This is a genomic window from Nocardia carnea, assembly GCF_029868855.1.
Classification (GTDB): Bacteria; Actinomycetota; Actinomycetes; order Mycobacteriales; family Mycobacteriaceae; genus Nocardia; species Nocardia carnea_A.
Map to the genome: position 1 here is coordinate 1 of NZ_JARWOV010000193.1, position 19,152 is coordinate 19,152.

The following is a 19,152-nucleotide window of genomic DNA, read 5'->3' on the forward strand; positions in this document are numbered from 1 at the left end:
CGGCGAATCCGGCTACGCCGACAAGACGCTCTCGGCGATGCGCGAGGCTTTCGGCGGGCATCACGAGTTGCCGGGCGAATAGGCGGCAGTCTTCAGGTCCACTACGTATTCGACCGGGCCGGTATTTGGCCCGGGCCCCGCCCCCCGGGGGGGGCCGGGCCCCCCCGGGGGTGGGCGGGGCCGGGGGATAAGGAGTGGGGGGGGACCCCCCGCGCCCCCCCCCCGCCCCCCCCCCCCCCGGCCGCGCGCGCGGTGGGGGGCCGGGGGGGGTCCCTACCAACACCTATCCCCCCCGGCCCCCCCACCCCGGGGGGGGGCCGGCCCCCGGCCGGGGGGGGCGGCCCGGCCCAAATACCGGCCCGGTCGAATACGTAGTGGACCTGAAGACTGCCGCCTATTCGCCCGGCAACTCGTGATGCCCGCCGAAAGCCTCGCGCATCGCCGAGAGCGTCTTGTCGGCGTAGCCGGATTCGCCGCGGGAGGCGAAGCGCTGGAACAGGGCCGCGGAGAGAACGGGGGCGGGTACGCCGATATCGACCGCGGCGTCCAGGGTCCAGCGGCCTTCGCCGGAATCCGAGACGCGGCCGCCGAAGGAGTCCAGGTTCGGGTCGGCATGCAGCTGTGCCGCGGTCAGATCGAGCAACCACGACGCCACCACCGAACCGCGCCGCCACACCTCGGTGACCTGCGCGATATCGATGTCGTAGCGGTAGTACTCGGGGTTTTCCAGCGGCGTCTCCTCGGCGGAGAACTCGCTCGCCGCGCGATTGCCGTAGTCGGCCTTGTGTAAAATGTTGAGGCCTTCGGCGTACGCGGCCATCACGCCGTACTCGATCCCGTTGTGCACCATCTTCACGAAATGCCCGGCCCCCGCCGGACCGCAGTGCAGATACCCCTGCTCGGCCGGGCTCGGTTCCCCTTCGCGGCCGGGTGTGCGGGGCGCGGCCGCCACACCGGGCGCGATTGCCTGCAGTAGCGGCTCCACCTTCCGGAACGGTTCCGGTTCGCCGCCGATCATCAGGCAGAAACCGCGCTCGCGGCCGACGACCCCGCCGGAGGTACCGATATCGAGGTAGTGGATGCCGAGTGGGTTCAGCTGCGCGGCGCGGGCGATATCGTCGTGGTAACGGCTGTTGCCGCCGTCGATCACGATATCGCCGGGTTCGAGCAGTTCGGCCAGTTGATCGATCACCGCGCCGGTCGCCCCGGCCGGGATCATCACCCAGACCACGCGCGGGGTGTCCAGCATCGCGAGGAATTCCCGCAGATCGGTACTGCCGCGGAAGCTGTCGCCGAGTTCGGCGGTGAGGTCGGTTATCACCTCCGGATGGCGTTCGCAGCCCACCGCGGTATGACCGGCCGCGACGGTCCGCCGCACGATATTTGCGCCCATCCGGCCGAGCCCGATCATGCCCAACTGCATCTCACGTCCCCTTTTCCCTGGGTTGGCGGTCCGGCTCGCATGTCGTAGTCGATTGTGCCCGCCGCCGCCGCGAACTTCTGTGCGCTCGGGTGTAACAACCTGTCGGCGGCACCGATATACGGGTTGGCTCCGTGTATTCGCCTGACCCCCGACCCGGCGACTGCACGGGGCCACTTCGCTGTCCGGACCAGAACCGCGCGGTGGCGTGCGGGCTGGTGCGCGGGTGTGGCCCGGCTACGGTGCGGTGTCTCAATTGAGTCACTGACCTGACCGCCAGATGGCGCAGCTGTGATCGATCAGGCACTGAAGATTACAGTTCGGACAACTATCGTTGGCGAAGGCTCGCACCCGCGAGTCCCCGGACATATCGATTGGGGAGGACGGTTCGTGAGCGGCGAATCGAACACCGACCGCGGCGACAGACACGACCCCGGCCGACCACAGCCGACCGACGGCGCCCTGTCCCAGCCGTCGCGTACCGGTCGTGACCAGCAGGCACAGCCGCCCCTACAACCGAATCCGGCGGAAGCCGTCGCGCCCGGCTGGCGTGGCGGCAGTTCGTGGTTGAACCCGGCGACGAATACGTCCGGCGAGGATCGCCCCGGTGCCTCCCCAGATTCTGTATCCGCGGGCTCGCCCACCCAAACCTCCGGCCCCACCCCCACTGTCTCCCGTCCGGCTGCCGCGCCGCTCGCGGCGGGCCATACCGGACCGGCCGCCGGTCCGGGGCAGACCGGGAACAGTGCCGACCCGGCCGGCCCGGATTTCGCCACTCGGCAGCTGCCGCGCAGCGGTCCCAATCCACCGCCCGGCGCCTACGCTGCCGCCGGCCCCGATTCCGACGCTCCCACCGAAGTCTTCGATTCCGCGGCACTCACGCAGCGCCTGGCCGGTGAGGAGGCCGCCTGGTCGGCCTACCCCGATGACACCGCCGCCACCGATGCCCTCGCAAAGAGTGGCTCGGTCCCCCCGCCGCCACCCCGGCCACCGCGCGGCCGCCCCGGTGGCTCGGGAGGCTCCGGTGACGACAGTGGAAACGGCGGAGACAAACGCCCGCTGTCCGGGGTCCGCGGCCGGTTACGCGATTCCGCCACCGCGCGCCGCGTGCTGGTGGCGGCCGCCGTCGTATTCGGCATAGCTATGGTGGGGTATATCGCCGACCTGGTGATGACCTCCGGCAACATCCCGCGCGGCGTGGAGGTCGCGGGAGTCGCGATCGGCGGGATGGACAAGGACCAGGCCCGCGCGAAGCTGCAGACCACCCTCGACGCCCGCTCCGGCGAAGAGGTCCCGGTGAAGATCGCCGATGTGCAGACCCAGCTGGTTCCCGGCGCCGCCGGCCTCGGCGTGGACTGGGACGCCACCTGGGAGCGGGTGGGTGGCCAGCCGCTCAATCCCGCGGCCCGGTTGCTGTCCTTCGTCGCCACCCGCGAGGTCACGGTGGCCAGCACGGTCGACGAGGCCGCGTTCGGGCGCACGCTCGATGAACTGCGCGTACACGATCAACCACCGGTGGAGGGTGGTATCGCCTTCGAGGGCACGCGGCCGGTCGCGGTGGATCCGGTTCCCGGCCGGATCTTGGATACGGCCGCGGCGCGGACCGTGCTCACCGACCAGTGGACCACAGCGAGCACCCTTGACCTGCCCGTCATCCCCGCACCGCCCGCGGTCCGGCGCGACGCCATCGAAAAGGCGCTGCACGAGATCGCCGAACCCGCGGTGAGCGCTCCGGTGGTGTACTCGGGTAAGGGCAGCGGAACCGCGACTCTGCACCCCGAGCAGATCGCGGCCATCGTCAGTTTCGTCCCGGACGGACACGGCGGTCTGCGGGTCGAATTCGACCACAAGGTGGCGACCGATCTGCTCGCTCCGCAGCTCGCCTCGACCGAGGTCGAGCCGAAGGACGCCACCTTCACCTTCTCCGGTACGCCCACCGTGGTCCCCGCCGTCGTCGGCGACAAGATCAACTGGCCGAAATCGCTGGAGCAGTTGCCCGCGATGCTGGCCGCCGCCGGACCGCAGCGCACCACCGCGGCGATCTACGAACGGATCGAACCCAAGCTCACCACCCAGGCGGCGGAGTCGCTGGGAATCACCGAGGTGATGGGTGAGTTCACCACCAGCGGGTTCTCCGGTCCTTCGGGTGTGAACATCCGTACCGTCGCGCAAGAGGTGAACGGCGCGGTCGTGAAACCCGGCGATACGTTCTCGCTGAACGGGCATACCGGCCCCCGCGGCGCTGCCGAGGGTTATGTGGAATCCGGCATCATCGACCACGGCCGTCCCAGTACGGCGGTCGGCGGCGGGATCAGCCAGTTCGCCACCACCCTCTACAACGCGGCTTACTTCGCCGGGCTCGAGGACGCCGGCCACACCGAGCACAGCTACTACATCTCGCGTTATCCGGCGGCCCGGGAGGCCACCGTCTTCGACGGCGCGATCGACCTGCAATTCCGCAACAACAGTCCACACGGCGTGTACATCCAGGCTTTCGCGGACAGCTCCGAGGTGACGGTGCGGATCTGGGGCACCAAAACGGTGAACGTCGAATCCATCACCGGCGAGAAATCCAAGCCGACCGAACCGGAGACCGTCACCCTCCCCGAGGGCGACGACTGTATCGCCTCGACGGGCGCCCCTGGTTTCACGATCTCCGACACCAGGGTGATCTCCGATATCAATACCGGTCAGGAGATTTCCCGGCATACGCGGACGGTCAAATACGACCCGGTTCCCGAGGTGAAATGCGTTTCCCCGGACGACGAGAAATCCGACGAGGAACAGCCCGGGGGCACTCCGGAGCCGACGGCCGTGCCGAGCAGCGGCAACGAAGGCAGCCGGCCCACGAACAGGGCCGGAAACCGCTGACGCACCGCTGAAAGCCCGGGCCGGTCGGCAGTTCGTCGACTGCCGGCGCTCGGGGCAGCCGTCGCCGTCTTGTGCAGGTCACCGGTTCCCCTGGAGCGACGCTCGGGCCATGTCGAACGGTCCGAACCACCGCGATGCCGGCCCGGTACACCGCGAGCGGTCCGTGCAGATGGCGATCTCCACGCCCGCGGTATCGAGCGAGGCAGCCCAGGGCCGGATCGGTCGAGAGCCGGTGGGCGGTTGCGCTGCCGGTCTCTGCGGTGACCGGCCGTGGCAGGCAGCTCGCCGACGACTTTCGACGCCCGGGCCGCCTACAGCGGTGTGCGCATCAGCAGGACGTTGTACTGCCGGTGCACGGTGAGCAGGAAGTACAGGTCGCTGCCGGTCTGGTAGGGGAAGATCATGGGCGCGTAGGCGGTGGGCAGGGAAGCCGCCTCCAGCAGTACCCGCGGTGTACTCCAGGGACCTTCCGGGGTGTCCGCCGTGCGCAACACCACCGAGTTGTGCGGGTCGGTCGTCAGCATCACGTATTTGCGCAGATGATCGTTCCACTGAACCGACAGTTCGGCGACACCTTCGACGATCGGCGTCGACGCCACGGGGTCGTTCATCTTCCAGCCGCGGCCGTCCCAGTACTCGTAGGCATCGATATTCGCGATCTCGGCCTCACGCACCCGGGAGATGTAGCCGGCATTGCCGCGCCCGGCCGCGGTGCCGTACCGGTACACATACCCATCGGCCTTGACGAATGCGTTCTGCTGAAAACGTTCGTGGCCGCCGACATTGGCCCGGCGGGTGGTCGGCAGCTGCGCCCAGGTCCGGCCGCCGTCACCGGACGAGGCGAGGGTGGCGAAGTTGGTGGTCCACTTGCCGTGATCGCCCCATTCCTTCACCGACATCATGCTCATGTACTGCACACCGCCCACCGCGACCCCCGCGGTCGGGATCAGGCTGATCTCGATACCGGGAATCTTCGGGCTGGGCAGCGGGTTCGGGACCGCGCCGTCGAAGATTATGCCCTGTGACGGGTCCTTGGTGCGGCTGTGGAAGAGCGCGTTGCTGCTCCACGCCCAGGCGCTGCCCGCCAGCAGGTTGGGGATACCGAGGCCCGCGGAATCACCGAACGCGGTGATCATGGTCCCGGCGCCGTCGTCCCACATCACCCCGAGATCGGTGCCGAGCACGTTCACCCGCTCGGTTCTGTTGGGGCTGTCCATCCCGGTCACCTGGAAGACGGCCTGGGTTTCGCCCGGGAGCTGCGGTAGGCCGCGCGGCTCGCCGTTGATACCCGGAATGGGGTTCACATTGTTGGGGTCCGCTGCGGCCGGACCGGCCAGGACGAGTGCCGCGGCAGCACCCACTATCCCGGCGCGCACGAGTACGGACAGCGGGTGGCGAGTCATTCTCGATTGTCCTCCTGCGGAACTGCGCGGTTCTGCGGGCTATCTTGCCACGGCCGCGGTATCGGTGTGCCGGTCCTCGGCACCGAACCACCGCGTGATCCGGTCGAGTAGTTCCCCCTGGTCGTCTCCCACCCAGGCCACGTGTCCGTCGGGTCGCAGCAGGACGGCGGGTACATCCAGGTTCGCGCCGGGGTCGACGATATGGTCGATACGGTCCGCCCATCCGGCGATGGAGAGACGGCCGGTTCGGTCGAGCAGCAGGCCGCGGCCGCGATGCATCAGCTCGTACAGGCGTCCGCGTGTCAGTTCGATATCGCGCAGCCGCCGGCCGAGCAGCTCGTTCTCGTCGCCGAGATCGTAGCGGATATCGAGCGCGGTGATCTTGGCCAGCAGATACCGGCTCACCTCCGGGAAGTCCATCAGCTCCGAAAGCAGCCCGCGTACCGCCCGCGGCCCTGGACCATTGGTCAGTAGTTCCGATTGTGCCCGGGTATTCGCCAGCACGCCGGCGGCCACCGGGCGCCGTTCGGCCTGATAGCTGTCGAGCAGGGCGTCCGGCGCCCGGCCCGCGAGCACGGCCGCGAGTTTCCAGCCGAGGTTGAACGCGTCCTGGACTCCGAGGTTGAGACCCTGCCCGCCCAGCGGCGGATGGATATGCGCCGCGTCCCCGGCCAGCAGTACCCGTCCGACCCGATAGCGTTCGGCCAAACGGGTCGCGTCACCGAATCGGGACAGCCGGCGCGGAGAATGCACACCGAAATCGGTACCGGCGAAGACGCGCAACTGCCGGGCGAAATCCGCGAGGGCCGGCGGAACCGACCGATCGTCGGCGACCTCCGCCGCGGGGACCAGCACACGGTAGATCCCGTCGCCGAGCGGCATGAGACCGAATCGGTGTTCTGTTTTCCGCACCTCGGCCGTCACGGCGGTGATCGTGTCCGGGGCGGCGGTCACCGCCATTTCGCCCAGCAGGGTATCCGTCGTGGACGGTTCCCCGGTAAACTCCACCCCGATCAGTTCGCGCACCGTGCTCCGGCCCCCGTCGCAGCCAATGAGGTAGCGGCCCCGCAATCGGGTGCCGTCGGCGAGTTCGGCGCTGACCCCTCGATCGTCCTGATCCAGCCCCGTCAGCTCGCAGCCGCGCCGGATCTCGGCGCCCAGTTCCTGTGCGCGTTCGGTCAGCAGCCGGTCGGTGGTCGGCTGCGGGATTCCGAGAATGTAGGTGTGGGCGGTATCGAGCCCGGCGGGTACGGACTTGTCGATACCGGCGAAGTGGCTGCGGAGCGGATATTTCTGCCCGTGGGCGAGGAACCTGTCCAGGATGCCGCGCTGGTCCAATATCTCGATACTGCGCACGTGCAGGCCGGTTCCGCGGAGGAACTCGGACGGCTCGGCGTCTTTTTCCAGCACGACCACGGGCACACCGTGCAATCGCAGTTCGCAGGCCAGCATCATGCCCGTGGGCCCACCGCCGGTAATGATCACATCGAACACGTATCGCCCATCCCTTGAGGTCGGTGGTTCCCGCCGCACCGCGCGGACCTGTTTCCGCAGATAGCGGCCGCGGCCGGGTCATTCTGCGGTACCACCGGGGCCTTGCCGCAAGACCCCCTGTGCGATATATGTTGAAGTGGGGAGGGATTCGAAGAGCTCTTATCGAACGGCTGTGTGCCCGCACCGGCTCGTGGGATTCGTTCGGCTGTGAGACGTTCAGCCCACCGCGGACGCCGGGCAGTTCACAAAAAACCGGCGGCCCGGATATACGGGCCGCCGGCGGAGAGCGTTTCTCAGCGGATCAGAACGCCGCCTCGTCCAGCTCCATGATGTCGTTGTCCAGGTTCGACAGGATGGTGCGGGTGGCGGTCAGTTCCGGCAGGACATTGCGGGCGAAGAACTGCGCCACACCGACCTTGCCCTGATAGAAGGCCTTGTCCGCGCCTTCCGCGCCGGCGTCCAGCGCGGCACCGGCGACCTCGGCCTGCCGCAGCAGCTGCCAGCCGATCAGCAGATCGCCGACCGAGAGCAGGAAGCGCACCGAACCCAGACCCACCTTGTACAGCTCATCGGTCTGCTCCTGGGCACCCATCAGGTGGCCGGTGAGGGTGGCGGCCATGGCCTGCACATCCTCGAGCGCGGTCGCGAGCAGCTTGCGCTCGGCCTTGAGCCGGCCGTTGCCCGCCTCGGAGTCGATGAACTTCTGGATCTGTCCGGCCACATGACCGAGTGCGACACCGCGGTCGCGAGCGATCTTGCGGAAGAAGAAGTCCTGCGCCTGGATGGCGGTGGTGCCCTCGTACAGCGAGTCGATCTTGGCGTCCCGGATGTACTGCTCGATCGGGTAATCCTGCAGGAAGCCGGAACCGCCCAGGGTCTGCAGCGATTCGGTGAGGTACTGGTAGGCCCGTTCGGAACCCACACCCTTCACGATCGGCAGCAGCAGATCGTTGACCCGCGCCGCGAGATCGGCATCGGCACCGGAAACGGCCGCGGCGACATCGGCGTCCTGGTGGGCCGCGGTGTACAGATACACCGCGCGCAGGCCCTCGGCGTACGCCTTCTGGGTGGCCAGGCTGCGCCGCACATCCGGGTGGTGGGTGATGGTGACGCGCGGCGCGGTCTTGTCCGACATCTGGGTCAGGTCGGCGCCCTGCACACGCTGCTTGGCGTAGTCGAGCGCGTTCAGGTAGCCGGTGGACAGGGTCGCGATGGCCTTGGTGCCCACCATCATCCGCGCGTGCTCGATGACCTCGAACATCTGCGCGATACCCTTGTGGACCTCGCCCACGAGCCAGCCCTTGGCGGGGATGCCGTGGCCGCCGAAGGTGACCTCACAGGTGGCCGAAACCTTCAGGCCCATCTTGTGTTCGACATTGGTGACGAACACACCGTTGCGCTCGCCCAGTTCGCCGGTTTCGTGGTCGAAGTGGAATTTCGGTACGAAGAACAGCGACAGGCCCTTGGTGCCAGGGCCGGCGCCCTCGGGGCGGGCGAGCACCAGATGCATGATGTTCGGGAAGAGGTCGTCGGAGTCGGCCGAGGTGATGAAGCGTTTCACGCCCTCGATATGCCAGGAGCCGTCCTCCTGCTGGACCGCCTTGGTACGGCCCGCGCCCACATCGGAGCCGGCATCGGGCTCGGTGAGCACCATGGTGGCGCCCCAGCCCTGCTCGACGGCGATCTTGGCCCACTTCTTCTGCTCTTCGGTGGCGTTGTTGTAGAAGATATTCGCGAAACCGGGGCCGGCGGCGTACATGAAGGCCGCGGGCTGCGCGCCGAGGATCAGTTCGGCGATGGCCCAGTAGGCGGTACGCGGGATGTCGATACCACCCAGTTCAGGGTCGACGGAGAAGGTGTCCCAGCCGCCTTCCTGCAGCGTCCGGTAGCTCTTCTTGAACGACTCGGGAAGGGTGACCGTATGGGTTGCCGGGTCGAAGACCGGCGGATTGCGGTCGGCGTCGGCGAAGGATTCACCCAGCGGGCCTTCGGCCAGGCGACGCACCTCGTTGAGCATCTCCTTGACGGTGTCGGCGTCCAGGTCGCCGTAGGCGCCGGACTCCAGGATCTTGTCCAGACCGAGGACCTCGAAGAGGTTGAACTCCAGGTCGCGGACGTTGCTCTTGTAATGACCCATTGTGATACTCACTCTCCGTTGAGTCGGGTGCGGTCGGTGTGGTTAGCCGTTCCCGCCCGTTGTTGCCACCGGGTAGCTACCGGAACACGGCAGGCTACTCGCGGGTAACTTACTACCTATATTACCGACGGGTAAGGCGGTCGGCAAAGCTTTCCGCGGCAATGTGACGCGCGGAACAAGCTACGGCCCCTTGACCTGCGCAAATAGCCGGTTGGAGACCGCCCCCGGCCGCATAGCGACGCGAAAAAGGCCCACCGGCACCGTTCCTGGGCTCGGGCCGGACCGACGCCACGACCTCCGCCGAAACTTGCCGTCATCAGGTAATTCCATTCCGTGCGGTACCTCGATCTACCGGCGCGTGGCAGTGGGCGCGGCCCCGGTGTACCCGGTACCGCAGTCGTTAGGGTGAGGGTGTGCGGATCGAGACGAGCGCGGGGCCCGCCGAAGCCGAGATCGACCACCCGGACGACCCCGCCTTCCTGCTGGTATTCACCCACGGAGCCGGTGGCGGCGTGGACAGCCGCGACATCATGACGGTGCGCGATACGGCGCTCGCCGCGGGCGGCGTGGTGGCCCGGGTGCTCCAGCCCTATCGGGTGGCCGGCCGCCGTGCGCCCGGTAAGCCGGAACCGCAGGACAGATCCTGGATCGAGCTGGTCGCCGCCCTGCGCTCGGACCTCGGGCCCGATCTACCGCTGGTGCAGGGCGGCCGCAGCAACGGGGCGCGGGTCGCCTGCCGGACCGCCGGCGCACTCGGCGCCCACGGCATCGTGGCGGTGTCCTTCCCGCTGCATCCGCCCGGGAAACCGGAGAAATCCCGGCGCGAGGAATTACTGGCCGCCGCACCGGCCGAGGTGGTGGTGATCAACGGCGGCAGCGACCCGTTCGGAATTCCGGACCCGGCGGACGCCACGGAGGTGCGTGTCATCACCGGGCAACCGCATTCGTTCACCAAGGGATTCGACACGATCGCCGAAACCCTCGCGCCGTGGTTCCGGCGCTGGAGCCGGTGAGACCACCGCCTGATCCGAGCAGACCGCGCCGGTGCACGGGCGTGGGTACGACCGTGCCGGGCGGCATCCGCGGGGCGCCGGTGTGGGTGGTCGGAGGTTCGCCGCGGCCGGGGCGCGCCAGTCGGCCTCGGCCGTGACAGCGGCCCGTGAAGGCGTCGACGCCTGGCGTGGGCACACCTGCTGCGCCAACCCTCTGGTCGGCGTCGAGAGCTTGCGGAGGGTGCCGCCTGCGTGCTCCGGGCTACTGGACCGGTTTGGTGGCGACCACGAGGGCGTCGATCGCGTCGCCCGCTTCGGTCGGCCGCATGATCTGCTGAGCGGTATCGATCTGCAGACCGGCGTCGTCGCCCAGGTCGGCGACCACATCCTCCGGCGTGAAAAGGATGGCCGGATCCTGCGGACCGCCGTGTCCCCGTTCGGGATTCGTGCTGTCGTGCCCGAGTACCAGCAGCATCCCGCCGGGCGTGAGCAGATCCGCCGCCCGGCGGAGCATCTCCTGCCGCTGGGCGGCAGGTAGGTGCAGGAACACCATCAGGACCAGTTCGTACGGCCCGCCGATATCCACATCCGGTTCGGTGAGATCGGCGCACTGCCAGGTGATCCGCTCCCGGATCGATCGGGCCAGCCGCGTTGCCACCGTGCGTCCCTTGTCGATCCCGACCTGGGAGAAATCCACCGCGTGCACCTGCCAGCCGTGGGTGGCCAGCCACAGTGCGTTGCGGCCCTCGCCGCAGGCCAGATCCAATGCGCGCGGGAATTCGGGCACCGTGCCGTCCGGGCCCGGCAGGCGCGGTATCCGCCGGTCGAGTCCGTGCACGAACTCCACCACCGTGTTGTTCGGCGGTGCGCCCCACACCAGTTCGCTCTGCACATACCGCGCATCCCATTCGGCCGCGTCCATACCGGCAAGTGTATGGACGAGGTGTCCGGTTCGTGCCGCCTTCGGTGCCGGAGGTCACTCATCCGCGGGTTCGGGCAGCCAATGCACCGGCGTGGTCTGCCGGATGTGGACGAGGATGTCGAAGGCCGCCGCCGGTGAACTCACTTCCAACCGCGCCGCCTCGTCCGCGGCCGGGTCGTACACACCGCTGATCACCCGCAGCCGTCCCGGTGCCGTCCGCCACGCCCGGACCTCCGGCGGGGCGTCGGCGCGGAGGTCGACGAAATAGGCGGGCAGGTCGACGGTGGCCAGATCGGCGTCGATCAGGTCCGGGGCGGGGTCGGGCGCGATCGCCGTCCCCAGATCGCCGTGGTGGAAACCGATCGCGACCGAGAGGTAGGCGGTGCCGAAGTACGTGCGCAGCTCGCTGCCTTCGCCGTGGAACCGGGTATCGGCCGAGCCGAGGCCGGTATCCGTACCGGCGGTGTGAGCGATCCCGTCCCAGTACACGATTCGCGCGCCGGTGGTGCGATGGTGCTCGATGATCGTCCGGGCCGGGTGCGGCTCGTCGCCGCCGAAGCTGCCGCGACCGGCCACGCTGTTCTCGTGGAAGTCCACGATCAGCCGGGCGCGGTCGAGTGCGGTCGAATATGCCGCGGCGGCCTCGGGGCCGGCCGGCTGCGGCAGTGAGTGCAGGAGCTCGAGGGCAGCGCGGGCATCCTCGGCGAACGGGCGGCCGGGGTGGATGCCCTGATGGCGCTGGACGTGCTCGTCGATCCGGTGCGCACTGCGGATCGGGGTCAGATGCGTGGCGAGTTCGCCGGCGCGGTCCGGTGCCCAGCGATGGGCGTAGGCGAGCACCTCGTCGTAGTCGGCGGGTTCGGCAGCCGCCGGCCGGATACCGAATACACCGACCTGATCGCCGGGGTGCTCGGCGTTGTAGGCGCGCAACCATTCGAGCGTCGCGACGGTTTCGGCGGTGCGCAGGGGACGCCAGGCGCCGGCGAGTGCGGTGTGCGGATCACCGCTGCCGGTGCGTACGTAGGCGTCGAGCCGGGCACCGGACCGTGCGCTGTCCTGGATGGCGAGCGCGCGGAATCCGTGCTCGGTGACCAGGGTGCGCAGGATCCGGTCCCGGATCCCGTAGGTCTGCCGGGAGAAGCGGGTGGATTCGCCGAGACCGACCACGGTGGCCGCGGCCAGGTGGTCGGTCAGTGTCCGCAGGTCCGGACCGGTATCGGCGGCGTCGGTTCCGTGGACGGGCCGCGCGTTGTCGCGCAGCCATTGGTGCACCGCGTCGGCGGTATCGGTGGATGTCGAGGTAGTGGTCACGGCAGGCTCCCGGTGGCTCGTCGGAGTGTCGTGAACCAGCCTCATACCTGAACTATTGTTTAGGTCAAGTCGCGTCAGAGTTGAGTTCGCATCAGCACCACGTTGTACTGGTTGTGAACGGTGGTGAGGAAGTACAGATCGCTACCGGTCTGATACGGGAAGATCGACGGCGCGTAGGCGGTGGGCAGTTCCCGCGCGTCGATCAGTACCCGAGGCGGGCTCCACGGGCCCTGCGGGGCGGGCGCGGTGCGCATAACCACCGAATTGAACGGGTCCGTGGTGAGCGAAACATATTGACCCAGATACTCATTCCACATGACCGACAATTCGCCGACCCCGTGCATGATCGGTTGCGCGGCATTCACGTCACCGTGTTTCCAGTGCCCGCCGTCCCAGTATTCGTAGGCACCCAGATTCTGGATCTCCGCCTCGCGGACCCGGGATATGTATGCGGCATTGTCGCGACCCGAGGCGGTGCCGTAAACATAAACGTAGCCACCGTCTTTCGCGAACGCATTCATCTGGAAATTCCGGTTGGCGCCTTCGTTCGGCCGGCGGGTGAATGTCAGGTCGGCCCAGGTTTCGCCGTTGTCGGCGGATGCGGCCAGTCCGGAGTAATTGGTCGTCCATTCTCCGGGGGTGTCCCACGTCTTCACCGACATCAGGCTCATGTACTGAACGCCGTTGACCGAGATACCGGCGGTCGGAATCCGGCTGATCTCCAGGAACGGAATCTTCGGGCTGGGGATCAGATCGCGTGCCTGACCGAAGACATCGCGGACCACACTGTCGAAGTAGATACCGTGACGGGGGTCGCGGGTATGGCTGCGGACCAGCACATTGCTGCGCCACGCCCACATGCTGCCGGACAGCAGATTGGGGAATCCGACTCCGGCGGTATCGCCGAACGCGGTGAGCATTTCACCGTGCCCGTTGTCCCACATGATGCCCAGATCCGTGCCGAGCATGTTGTAGTTGTGGGTGCCGTTCGGGCTGGCCATGCCGGTGACCTGGAAAACGGCCCGGGTGGCCCCGTGTAATTGGGGAAGCCCATTGGTGCCGTTCAGCACCGGAATGGGATTGATGGCGTTGGGATTCGCCGTGGCCGGTGCGGTGGCCGCGAGCATTGCGGCCGATGCGCCCGCCAGCAGAGACATAAGTATGGATCCGGTTCTTTTCAAGTCCGTCGGACCTCCGGGTTGCGTCGAGAATCGCCGCGAATAAACGTGGGCACCTCGGGATCTGTTACACGGCTCATTTCGACTGGCTGGCAGATCGCGGTCATGTTAGCAGTGGATATGGGCTGATCAGACGCATTGCGCGGCGGTTCTGTGCCGGTGTCACACGGCACGGCGGCGTTGTTGCCGAATTGTCACCAGCGGCGACTCCGCAGGACGGTTGCCGAAGAGCGCCGTAGATCACTCCATGGTGTAATCGAGAAGTTAACCGTGCATTTCAGCGGTTTTCTCGAGTGAGGAAGCGGAGGACGTATGCTGCCAGCCGGAATGGACCCGCGCACACCGGTGCTCGTCGGAGCCGGACAGATCGTGCATCGGTCCGGTGAACCAGGTCTGCCCGGGGCGGTCGAACTGGCGGCGGAATCGCTGCGCCGCGCCGGTGCGGACAGCGGAACCGGCGATGCGCTGTTGCGTTCGGCCGATGTGGTGGCCGCGGTCGCCACCGTCAGCGGCTCCTACCCCAATCTGGCCGCAACGGTGGCCGCGCAGATCGGTGCCTCGCCGAAACGGACCCTGCAATCCGCACCCGCCGGCGGCGACGCCCCCCAGCGGCTGCTCAACCTACTGGGCCGGCAGATCGCCGACGGCAAAACCGATATCGCGCTGATCTGCGGCGCCGAATCGGTGGCCTCGCTGAACAAAGCCAAGAAAACCGGTGCCGACCCCGGCTGGCCCGAACAGCACGAGAACGCCGTACCCGACGAAATCGTCGGGGCTACCGACGCCCCCAGCTCCGCAATGGAAACCGCGGCCGGACTGTGGGGGCCGATCTACATGTACGCGCTGATGGAATCGGCGATGCGCAACCGCCTCGGACTCGACCAGGAGTCGCACCTGGCGCGTATCGGCGGGCTGTGGTCGCGGTTCTCCGAGGTCGCGGCCCGGAACCCGTACGCCTGGATGCCGGCGCAACGGACCGTCGCCGAGCTCGTCACCACCGGACCCGACAACCGGATGGTGTCCAGCCCGTACCCGAAACTGCTCATGGCGAATCTGACGGTCGACCAAGGCGCGGGTCTCATCCTGTGCAGCGCCGCGGCGGCGGACGCGGCCGGGGTGCCCCGGGATCGGTGGGTCTTCCCGCACGGCGGCGCCACCGCCACCGATATCTGGTATGTCTCCGAACGCAGCGATATGGCTGCCTCCCCGGCGATCGCCGCGGCCGGCCGCACCGCGCTGGCGGGTGCGGGGATCGGTATCGACGATATCGCCCATATCGATCTGTACTCGTGCTTCCCGGTGGCCGTGCAGGTGGGTGCCGCGGCGCTGGGTCTGCCGATCGACGATCCGGCGCGACCGCTCACCGTCACCGGCGGCCTCACCTTCGGCGGCGGTCCGGGCAACAACTACAGCACCCACGGCATCGCCACCATGGCCCGGATCCTGCGCGACAATCCAGGCGACTACGGGCTCACCACCGCGCTCGGCTGGTACATCACCAAACACGGGGTGGGTGTGTACTCGGCGAAACCGCCGGCCGAACCGTTCCGTCCGGTGGAGGCCGAGGTTCCGGTGGCCCGCCGCGAGACCGCTCCGGGCTATACGGGTCCGGCGGTGATCGAGGCCTACACCGTCCCGCACCGAAAGGGCGGCGCCGGCGACGAAGCCGAAGCCGTGGTGGTCAGTGCGCTGAACCCGGCCGGGGCACGCATACTTGTCCGGGCGACGGACAGCGAGACCATTGCCGCCTGCACCACCGGCGACCGGTTGGGCGCTGCCATCGAGATCACCGCCGCCGACCGTTTCATTCTGCGCAGCGAGAGGACAGCCTGATGACCGAATCCGTGCTCCTGGACCGGTGTGACGCGATAACCGTGCTCACCGTCAACCGGCCCGCGGCTCGCAACGCCATCGATCTGGCGACCGCGAAGGCGATCGAGGCCGCGATCGACGAATTCGAGGCCGACGATACCGCGCGGGTGCTCGTGCTCACCGGGGCGGACGGAACCTTCAGCGCCGGAATGGATCTGATCGGGATGACCCGCGGTGAGTTCCCGGTGACCGAACGTCGCGGGCCGCTCGGTATCGCCGCGAAACCGCCGGCCAAACCGATGATCTCGGCGGTCGAGGGGTTCGCGCTGGCCGGCGGGTTCGAACTGGCTCTCTCCGGCGACCTCATCGTCGCGGCACGCGACGCGAAATTCGGTATCCCGGAGGTGAAACGCGGGCTCGTGGCGGCAGGCGGTGGTGTCATGCGCCTGACTCAGCGCCTGCCGCGCAGTATCGCGGCCGAACTGGCGTTGACCGGCGGCCGGATCGGGGCCGAACGGCTGCACCAGCTGGGGCTGGTCAACCGGGTGACCGAGCCCGGTGAAGCGCTGGAGGTCGCCTTGGAGCTGGCGGGCGAGATCGCGGCCGCCGCCCCGCTGGCGGTGGCGGCCAGTAAACGGATCATCGACGAGTCCCCGGATTGGAGCACGGCCGAGGGTTTCGCGAAGCAGGGGGAGATCGCGCTTCCCGCAATCGCTTCCAAGGACGCGGCCGAGGGCGCGCTCGCATTCGCGGAGAAGCGCGATCCGGTTTGGCGGGGTCGCTGAGGTTTCCCGCGTCGTACGGTGTGGCCGGCCGACCGCGGCGGTTCGGCCGATATTCCGGCATTCGGCGGCCTCGTCGACTGCCGATCGCGCTACGCCGTTCGGGCAGCAGGCAGGCCCAGCGCTTCGCAGAGGTCGACGACAGGGGCGGAGTTCGGAAGGCTGTACGGCGGCCGGTAACCGGCAGGCTCGGCAGCACTTTGTCCCAACCGGTCATCCGGGCGAGGTCGGCGGCGCCCTTCGTGGGCGGGCGAATCCCGGCGCATTCGGGCGGCGCCGGAGTCCGCCTGTCAGCTGGGCAATTGATCGAGGATCACGCGTGCGCAGGCGGCGGGATCGTCGTAGAACGGCGTATGCCCGCTGCCGTCCAGCGTGATGTGGCGGGCGTGCGGGAGTACCTCGCGGGCGCGCCGGCTCTGGGTCTTGTAGGTGAGCAGGATGTCGCGGTTACCCCAGGCGATGGTCACCGGAAGGTCCGCCAGGGCCGCGGGGTCGGCGAGTTTCGCCTCGGTGAACGAGTCCAGTGCCGGTGAGAAGCCGAGCGATTTCACCGCGCCCTCGGCGGTGGCCAGCGCGGTCTGCGCATCGACCGCCCAGGGCCTGCCGAAGACCAGGCTCAGGAACACGGTGCGGCCGATCGGTGTGGCGAGCACCTTCGGCATCGCCGGGCCGAGGAAGCGGCCGAGCTTCTTGGACCGGCCGAGCGATTGCTGACACCAGACCCGGCCCGGTTTGTCCCAGAAGAAGATCGGCGAGAAGGCTGTCACCGAACGGGCCAGGCCGCGGGCACCCAGGTTCAGGGAGATCCCGCCGCCCATCGAATTACCCGCGAGATGCGGCCGGTCGAGCCCCTGGGCGGTCAGAAAATCGGCGAGGGCGTCGGTCAACGTGTCCACGGTGGTGCGGGGCAGCGGTGCGGAGCCGCCGAAACCGGGCAGATCGACCGCGAGCACGTCGAAGTGTTCGGCGAGGGTGCCGATGACCGGTTCCCAGACCTGCCATCGGCTGCCCACCCCGTGCACCAGAACGAGGGGTTCGCCGCGGCCTTCGCGATGGTGCTCGAGATCAGTCATACCCAGCTCTCCGATCGGGACCCGAACTGCGGAATCAGACTAACAGCAGGCGGGGGACATCAGTTTGATTCGCGTCCTGTCGCTGGACGCCCGAGCGATAGGCAAGCGGGCCTGACACCCTGTGCTCAGGTGTCTGGCCGGCGCTCCGATATGAGACGCAAGCCTATCCATGTTGTATATAAGCGGTCGGCTGGGGTTTCGGGCTCCGGACACGATCCGCAACAGGACCGGAATATCCGGCCCGGCCTGCGCCGAGAACCGATGTGAGTCTTCTCGAATTATCGCCTGCCGAGTTGCGGCCCGAGTGTGACTGCGACTACACACATGCGTGGGCGTCACGCGGACGACCGTGGGACGATCCCCGATCACCGCGGCGTCCAGGTGATACATCTGAGAGAGGAACCCGGTGCGGAAGACCCTTTTTGCCGCGACCCTAGTCATTCTGCCGCTGTTGGCGGCCTGCGGTAGCGATACCGAATCCGCGCCCGCGCTCACCGAGGCGGACCTGTCGAAAGCCCTGCAGGAAAAGGGTCTCAAGGACCCGGCCTTCGCCGACTGCGCCGCCAAGATCTACCTGGCGGAGGGTATTTCCCAAGAGGGTCTGCAGACCATGATCAGCGACGAATTCGACACCCGGATGGCCGATCCGGCGACCCTCGGCCTGAGCCCCGAGGACAAAACCAAGGCCGAAGCGGCGACTACCAAGATCGTAGGCGAATGCCTCGGGACGTCGCAGTAGGCGTCTTGCTCGCGTCGTAGACCGGGCACCGGCCGGCGGATCCACGTCGACAGGCCGGAGGCGGGAGCGCGGTTTTCGACACCGCGGCCGGTCCTGTCGTGTGTGCCGCGTCTTCCTGCGGCGACCACGGTGGCTCGGGGTGGGACCAGCGGTCCTATGCCGGATCCGGCCCTGGTTACGGCGGCTACCCGGTGTAACGCTGGGGACGTGACATCATCGACGATCGCCTTGGTGACCGGGGCGAACAAAGGTTTGGGCCGCGAGACGGTACGACGCCTGACCGACCTGGGGTGGCAGGTATTCCTTGCGGCACGCGATGCCGGGCGCGGCACCGAGGCGGTCGCCGAGCTGGCCGCCGAGGGTCGGCGGGTGCGGTTCGTTCCGCTGGACGTGACCTCGGACGAGTCCGTTGCCGCGGCGTACGGCCTGGTCCGCGCCCAGGCGGGGCGTCTGGACGTACTGATCAACAACGCCGGCACAGCGGACCGGGGCTCCCATCCGGCCGACACCTCTGCAGACGAGCTGGCGGAAGTGTTCGACGCCAATGTTTTCGGCGCGGTTCGGGTAACCCGTGCCTTCTTGCCGCTGCTGCGGGCCGGCACACATCCGCGCATCGTCATGGTTTCCAGTGGTATGGGATCGATCGCCACCTTCACCGATCCCCGATGGAAGGATCTCGTACTCCCCACCCTGGGCTACCCCGCGAGCAAAGCCGCGCTCAACATGCTCACCGCCGTATACGCGAGCGCGCTGCCGGATATCCGGATCAACGCGGTGGATCCGGGTTTCACCGCGACAGACCTCAACGGACACACCGGCTTTCAAACCCTGGCCGAGGGCACCGAAGCGATAGTGCAGCTGGCCACCCTCGGCGCAGACGGGCCCACGGGCGGATTCTTCGACCGCAACGGGATGATCCCGTGGTGAGACCGGAGCAGTCGCGGCGGAGACGGGTCGAGTCGCGGGAACGGGCGCGGCGCCGGGCAGCTCGGTTCCGATCCTGCCGATCGCAACCCTG

At 68.1% G+C, this 19,152-nt stretch carries 14 protein-coding genes; 6 read left to right on the forward strand and 8 right to left on the reverse strand.

What is annotated here, in order from left to right; genetic code table 11:
* Positions 1-394: 394 nt before the first annotated feature.
* Positions 395-1,423 (reverse strand): phosphogluconate dehydrogenase (NAD(+)-dependent, decarboxylating), encoded by a 1,029-nt coding sequence (gene gnd, locus QH195_RS17515; RefSeq protein ID WP_280436189.1) that lies wholly within the window; start codon positions 1,421-1,423, stop codon positions 395-397.
* Between the two features lie 387 nt (positions 1,424-1,810).
* On the opposite strand from gnd, the gene QH195_RS17520 reads away from it, so the two are divergent.
* A complete protein-coding gene (locus QH195_RS17520) occupies positions 1,811-4,291 on the forward strand; it encodes a VanW family protein (RefSeq protein ID WP_280436190.1) in 2,481 nt (826 codons plus the stop codon).
* Between the two features lie 311 nt (positions 4,292-4,602).
* Here QH195_RS17520 and QH195_RS17525 read toward each other — a convergent pair whose 3' ends face one another.
* From QH195_RS17525 to QH195_RS17535, 3 genes are all read right to left on the reverse strand, one after another.
* On the reverse strand, positions 4,603-5,694 hold the full coding sequence (locus tag QH195_RS17525) for a DUF4185 domain-containing protein (RefSeq protein ID WP_280421903.1): 1,092 nt from the start codon (positions 5,692-5,694) through the stop codon (positions 4,603-4,605).
* 39 nt (positions 5,695-5,733) lie between these two features.
* On the reverse strand, positions 5,734-7,188 hold the full coding sequence (rox, locus tag QH195_RS17530; protein ID WP_280436191.1) for a rifampin monooxygenase: 1,455 nt from the start codon (positions 7,186-7,188) through the stop codon (positions 5,734-5,736).
* A 301-nt stretch (positions 7,189-7,489) separates the two neighbouring features.
* Positions 7,490-9,325 (reverse strand): acyl-CoA dehydrogenase, encoded by a 1,836-nt coding sequence (locus QH195_RS17535; protein WP_280436211.1) that lies wholly within the window; start codon positions 9,323-9,325, stop codon positions 7,490-7,492.
* Positions 9,326-9,738: 413 nt separating this feature from the next.
* Here QH195_RS17535 and QH195_RS17540 point away from each other — a divergent pair, with 413 nt between their 5' ends.
* A complete protein-coding gene (locus QH195_RS17540; RefSeq protein WP_280436192.1) occupies positions 9,739-10,338 on the forward strand; it encodes an alpha/beta hydrolase family protein in 600 nt (199 codons plus the stop codon).
* Between the two features lie 241 nt (positions 10,339-10,579).
* On the opposite strand, the gene QH195_RS17545 is transcribed toward QH195_RS17540, so the two are convergent.
* The 3 genes from QH195_RS17545 to QH195_RS17555 all read right to left on the reverse strand — a co-directional run bounded on the left by QH195_RS17545 (position 10,580) and on the right by QH195_RS17555 (position 13,707).
* Positions 10,580-11,239: a class I SAM-dependent methyltransferase gene (locus QH195_RS17545; RefSeq protein WP_280421906.1), complete on the reverse strand. Its 660-nt coding sequence runs from the start codon at positions 11,237-11,239 to the stop codon at positions 10,580-10,582.
* A 54-nt stretch (positions 11,240-11,293) separates the two neighbouring features.
* Positions 11,294-12,550 carry an erythromycin esterase family protein gene (locus QH195_RS17550; protein WP_280436193.1) on the reverse strand — a complete coding sequence of 419 codons (1,257 nt, stop codon included), beginning with the start codon at positions 12,548-12,550 and terminating at the stop codon, positions 11,294-11,296.
* A 74-nt stretch (positions 12,551-12,624) separates the two neighbouring features.
* A complete protein-coding gene (locus tag QH195_RS17555) occupies positions 12,625-13,707 on the reverse strand; it encodes a DUF4185 domain-containing protein (RefSeq protein WP_280421908.1) in 1,083 nt (360 codons plus the stop codon).
* A gap of 333 nt (positions 13,708-14,040) precedes the next feature.
* Here QH195_RS17555 and QH195_RS17560 point away from each other — a divergent pair, with 333 nt between their 5' ends.
* Together QH195_RS17560 and QH195_RS17565 are read left to right on the forward strand one after the other, a co-directional pair.
* Entirely contained in the window at positions 14,041-15,561 is a 1,521-nt protein-coding gene (locus QH195_RS17560; protein ID WP_280436194.1) for an acetyl-CoA acetyltransferase, read from the forward strand.
* Positions 15,561-16,325, forward strand: a complete 765-nt coding sequence (locus tag QH195_RS17565) for a crotonase/enoyl-CoA hydratase family protein (protein WP_280436195.1) — start codon at positions 15,561-15,563, stop codon at positions 16,323-16,325. Before QH195_RS17560 ends, QH195_RS17565 begins: the two co-directional genes overlap by 1 nt.
* Before the next feature lie 287 nt (positions 16,326-16,612).
* Here QH195_RS17565 and QH195_RS17570 read toward each other — a convergent pair whose 3' ends face one another.
* Positions 16,613-17,395 carry an alpha/beta fold hydrolase gene (locus tag QH195_RS17570; protein ID WP_280436196.1) on the reverse strand — a complete coding sequence of 261 codons (783 nt, stop codon included), beginning with the start codon at positions 17,393-17,395 and terminating at the stop codon, positions 16,613-16,615.
* A gap of 406 nt (positions 17,396-17,801) precedes the next feature.
* On the opposite strand from QH195_RS17570, the gene QH195_RS17575 reads away from it, so the two are divergent.
* The gene (locus QH195_RS17575) at positions 17,802-18,134 is read left to right on the forward strand and encodes a hypothetical protein (RefSeq protein ID WP_280421912.1); all 333 of its coding nucleotides are present in this window, start codon (positions 17,802-17,804) and stop codon (positions 18,132-18,134) included.
* Between the two features lie 207 nt (positions 18,135-18,341).
* Complete coding sequence (locus QH195_RS17580) at positions 18,342-19,061, forward strand: SDR family oxidoreductase (protein ID WP_280421913.1); 720 nt, start codon at positions 18,342-18,344, stop codon at positions 19,059-19,061.
* The last annotated feature ends 91 nt before the right edge of the window (positions 19,062-19,152 follow it).